Source organism: Dokdonella sp. (assembly GCF_049593775.1).
Lineage (GTDB): Bacteria > Pseudomonadota > Gammaproteobacteria > Xanthomonadales > Rhodanobacteraceae > Dokdonella.
In genome coordinates this window covers 1-4,716 of sequence record NZ_JBAWHJ010000248.1, presented here as the reverse complement: position 1 = coordinate 4,716, position 4,716 = coordinate 1, and the positions used below count along the sequence as shown (strand labels likewise).

Annotated in this window: 5 protein-coding genes; 2 read left to right on the top strand and 3 right to left on the bottom strand. The window is 60.9% G+C overall.

The genetic code is table 11. The features are described 5' to 3' along the window. Positions 1-1,530: M48 family metallopeptidase (locus WBP53_RS08815; RefSeq protein WP_423928004.1), on the bottom strand; the 1,530-nt coding region annotated here is incomplete at its 3' end. Between the two features lie 67 nt (positions 1,531-1,597). Then, a complete protein-coding gene (locus tag WBP53_RS08810; protein WP_423928002.1) occupies positions 1,598-2,185 on the bottom strand; it encodes a LemA family protein in 588 nt (195 codons plus the stop codon). 239 nt (positions 2,186-2,424) lie between these two features. On the opposite strand from WBP53_RS08810, the gene WBP53_RS08805 reads away from it, so the two are divergent. Both WBP53_RS08805 and WBP53_RS08800 read left to right on the top strand, forming a co-directional pair. Beyond that, on the top strand, positions 2,425-3,549 hold the full coding sequence (locus tag WBP53_RS08805; RefSeq protein ID WP_423928000.1) for a serine hydrolase domain-containing protein: 1,125 nt from the start codon (positions 2,425-2,427) through the stop codon (positions 3,547-3,549). Positions 3,550-3,688: 139 nt separating this feature from the next. Further along, the gene (locus tag WBP53_RS08800; RefSeq protein WP_423927998.1) at positions 3,689-4,315 is read left to right on the top strand and encodes a GPP34 family phosphoprotein; all 627 of its coding nucleotides are present in this window, start codon (positions 3,689-3,691) and stop codon (positions 4,313-4,315) included. A gap of 39 nt (positions 4,316-4,354) precedes the next feature. On the opposite strand, the gene WBP53_RS08795 is transcribed toward WBP53_RS08800, so the two are convergent. Next, on the bottom strand, positions 4,355-4,716 hold a 362-nt coding region (locus WBP53_RS08795), incomplete at its 5' end, for an energy transducer TonB (RefSeq protein ID WP_423927996.1).

Sequence of the window (4,716 nt, the reverse complement as noted above, 5' to 3'; positions counted from 1 at the left end):
CTCCTGCAGGGTGACCCGACCATCGGCCTTGATCAGCTGGCGCAGTACGATCACGAACACCTGAAGTTGCGGACGCGGGTGTCGGCGCAGTGACGGAAAAGCCATGGCAGCCAGCGGCAGTCGCTGCATCGGGTGCAACTCGGCCACTTCGTTGGCCAGGCCTAGCACCTCTGCTGCAGTGCCTGGATCGTGGTAGTGCGTAACCAGTTCAACCTGACGCGCACGAACCTCGCCGTCGGCGTTCAACAGCATCGCGTAGATGAGCTGCATCGACTGATCGCGTGAATGTGCCGCCTCACCCAGGGCGTGCGGAATCGACATGCTCAGCGCGGCTGCGGCAAGGTAGTCACCGGTATCCGGGTGTCCGACCTGATCGGCAACCTGGCCGGCCGTGACGTGCAACTCGGAATCAGCCGTTGGCAATCCGTGAGCACGGTGCTGCGCGCGCGCAACGCTTGCTGATCGCGCTGGCGCGAACCCTGAAATTGATACGTTGGCAGCGTCGCTATCACCGACCCTGACCGGTTGCGACCAGTCTGCCGCGATTTCCTCGAACTCCGTTGGATCAAACTGCGGTTGCAGGCGGCGGATACGATCAGTCAACTTGGGATGCGTGGCGAACATGGCGGAGTAGCCGATGCCATCTCCGAACAGCATGTGGGCAACTTCCTCGCCATTCTTGTGGGTCAGTTTCGAGCCTTCACTCAACCCGCCAATCTTCTTCAGGGCCCCTGCGATGCCTTCGGTCTGTCGCGTGAACTGCACAGCCGAAGCATCTGCCAGGTATTCGCGCTGTCGGGAAACCGACGCCTTGATGATGCGTGCGAAAAACACGCCGATATATCCAATCACCAGGAGCGCGACGCCGAGGATGACGATGCCACCACTGTCGCGACTGCGCGAATGCCCCGATACCTGGGCGATCTTGCGCCCGACAATGGTGATGACAAGGATGCCGAACGCCACGCCCATCAATCGGATGTTCAGACGCATGTCGCCGTTCAGCACATGACTGAACTCGTGCGCGATCACTCCCTGCAGCTCCTCGCGCGTCAGCTTGTCCAGGCAGCCTCGGGTGACCGTAACGGCGGCATCTGCCGTCGTGTAGCCGGAAGCGAAAGCGTTGATGGCTTCTTCTTCCTCAAGCACGAATATTTCAGGCACCGGCACGCCCGAGGCAATCGCGATCTCCTCGACGACATTGCGCAAGCGGCGGTAGGCGAAATTGGTGGTGTCCTCCGGAACCGGAGTGGCGCCCATTTGCAGCGCAACGGCACTGCCTCCGGCACTCAAGGTAGAGATGCGATAGAGCGTCGCCAGCCCGATAACAAGCATCACGCCAACGCTGGTCGCCACCAGGGCACCCACGTTGACGCGCAGTTCTCCGCCCGGCGCATCGCGCCCAAGGCCAAGTGCCAGGACCATTACGGCATCGACGGCGACCACGATGCAAATCACGGCCAACGTAAACAGGACGATCATGCGCCGCGTCTGTTTGCGCGCCAGTTCCTGATGGGCGAAGAAGTTCAACGCCGTTGCCCCACTGCCAATGGCCCGCGGTCACCTGTCGTTCGAGACAGGCGACCAGTGGCCGCAATCAAGTAAAGGAAACCTTCACGGCCTCACGTTTTTCCGGCGCATCGATTTCGAGCAACTGGGCTTCCTGGAAGCTGAACATGTTGGCCACGATGGAACTCGGGAAGACTTCGCGGGCGTTGTTGTAGCTCATCACCGAATCGTTGTAGGCCTGACGCGCGAACGCAACCTTGTTTTCTGTGGTGGTCAGCTCCTCGCTGAGCTGCATCATGTTCTGGTTAGCCTTCAGGTCCGGATAGGCTTCGGATAGAGCAAACAGCTTGCCCAGGGTCTGGGTCAACGCGTTTTCGGCTCCGGCCAGCTGCTTCATGGCTTGTGGATCACCCGGGTTCGCCTTGGCTGCGGAAAGGTCGGAAACAGCCGAATTCCTCGCAAGGATGACGGCTTCGAGCGTCTCCTTCTCGTGCTTCATGTAGCCCTTCGCGGTTTCGACCAGATTCGGGATCAGGTCGTAACGACGGGTCAGCTGGACGTCGATCTGGGCGAATGCGTTCTTGTACGCATTCCTTGCGGTCACCAGTCCGTTGTAGATGCTGATCGCGTAGAAGGCGAAGATCACGACGACGACTAGAAGTATCAGGAAACTCATGGTTTTTTCTCCACGACAGCGCAATACCACGTATGATTTCGAGCATAGCATGTGCTAGCAATGCTTCATGGCATCCCGTTTTGAAACCGTCAACCTTCCCCCTGCTCCTTGGCTTGCTTGCTGTCCAGTCCTGTCTGCCCCATGCAGTGCAGGCGGCGGCCGGTAGCTCAGCCAAATCCCCCACGCCCACCAATGTTCCGGCGCGCACCGGAAAGCCTGCGACCAACGCCCCTTCCAGCATGACCGAAACGGCGGAGATCGCCGACGATTTCAATCGCTGGGTGGACTGGATCGAGAAGTCGGGACGAGTCTCCGGACTCGCCGTGGCTGTCGTCAAGGACGATCAGGTCATGCTCGAGCGCGGAATCGGCTATGCGAACTGGGCAACGCAGGAAGAAGTGGGCCCTGACACCGTGTTCCGGCTCGCTTCCCTCTCGAAGGCATTCGCAACCACGCTAGCCGGGCTGCTTGTCGAAGACGGGCTGATGAGCTGGGACACGCGGATTTCAAACGTCCTGCCAACATTTGCCCTGGCCGATGCCGATAGCAGCAAGAACCTGACCGTCGAGGACATCCTCAGTCATCGGGTCGGGCTTCCGCACAATACCTACGACAACCTTCTTGAGCAGGATGAACCCTACCCCCTGCTGGTCGAGCGCCTCAGCGAAGTAAAGCTGTCGTGTCCCACAGGCGACTTCTATGCCTACCAGAATGTCGCATTCAGCATGATAGGCGACGTCACCTATGCGCTGACCGGGGATTTTTTCTATCACGAGGTCGAGAAACGCATCTTCCACCCGCTTGGCATGCAATCCGCCACATATGGACGCGACGCGCTGGAATCCTCTGCGCATTGGGCGCGCCCGCATCGGCGCTCGGGCAAGACATGGAAGCCCTTCATGCCCAATGAAATCTACTACCGCATGCCTCCCGCCGCTGGCGTCAATGCCAGTCTGCGCGACATGGAACAATGGTTGATTGCGCAAATGGGCGGTCGCCCGGATGTCCTGCCGAACGCGCTGCTATCTGAACTGCAAACGCCTCTCGTGGAGACACCGCGCGACTTGCGCTCCACACCCTGGCGCAGAGGACGCCTGGGCGATGCCCGCTATGCACTCGGCTGGCGCATCTACGATTACGAGGGTGAGCAACTGGTCTTCCACGCGGGCGCTGTGCAGGGCTACCGGGCCATGATCGGATTCCTTCCGAAGCATAAATTTGGCGTGGTCATGCTCTGGAACTGCGAGTCTGCAACACCGAGCGGACTGATGCCGATGCTATTGGACCGCTTTCTGGGCCTGCCGGCCGTGGATTGGGCTGGTGTCGGCAACGTCCTGAGAGCGCGCAACAATGGCGGCAACTAGCCGCCCATCGCGGCAGCCGTCTGGTGCGCACTGGTGGCCTATTCACGCCTCTGACACGATTGTCGTAGCATAGCGACACGCTCGAAACCGGGCGATGGGCTTACATCGCTGGAATTCGTTGTCTGCCAGGAGGCCTTGTGTGCTGATAGCCGAGCAACTCATGTTGTTGTGCATCGATCCGCAGCGAGGCGAATGCGATGCGTCGCTGGCGCACGTCGACGTCAACTCCCTGGCCGCAGCCGCCTTGATCCTCGATCTCGCCGAACAGCGCCGGCTACGCTACAAAGGTGGCCATGTCGCCATCGAAACCCTGATCCCGACGACCCACCCACAGCTCTCGCATGCCGCGCAGGTGTTGGCCGGGCCGGTCAATGGATTGCAAATGGGCGCCGCCATCGAACTTCTCGTCTCGCGCCTGAATCCAGTCAGCAGACATTTGCTGGAGAGCCTGTTTCGGCGTGACGTCTTGCACAAGGCCCGCAAATCCTGGTGGCCATGGAGTCGCACCTATTTTCCACTGCGGTCATTGCAGGCTCGCAATGAGGCGATCGCCCAACTCCACAATGCGGCCTTGGCCGACTCGATCAGTCTGCGCGGACTCGGATTACTGGTCCTTACCGACTTCGCCGGTCAACTGGCTTCCAGCCTCAGCGGAAATGCGCATGAAGCGGCCGCGCAAAAACTGTTGCATCTGACCAGGGAGCCGGTTGGGGACGATGCCGAGCATGACATGCTCGTGCACCTGCGTCGCAGCCTGCTCAGTTGAGCAGGCTGCAAGAGAACGCGTGTCTCTGCGCAGCCGGGATCAGCCGCCGAGCTTGAATTCAATGCGACGGCGAACCGTTGCGCTGACCGGGACTCCGTTCTCGAGTCGGGGCGTGAACTTCGTGCGCTCGATCGAGCGTACCGCCTCGCGGTCGAACACACGCTGCGGATCCGACGCTGTCACCCTGGCGTCCTGCACCGCGCCATCCGCGGTCACGGTGAACTCGACTTCGACCCAACCCTCTTCGCGATTCCTCGCGGCCTGGGTTGGATAGGTCGGTGCAACCGGCGTAACTACTTCGACATCGCGAGTCTCGCCCTGCGGCGGCGGCGGCGGCGGCGGCGGTGCCGGCTCGCGTTGTGCTGCGACAGGTGGTGGCGGTGGCGGAGCCGCAGCGGCTG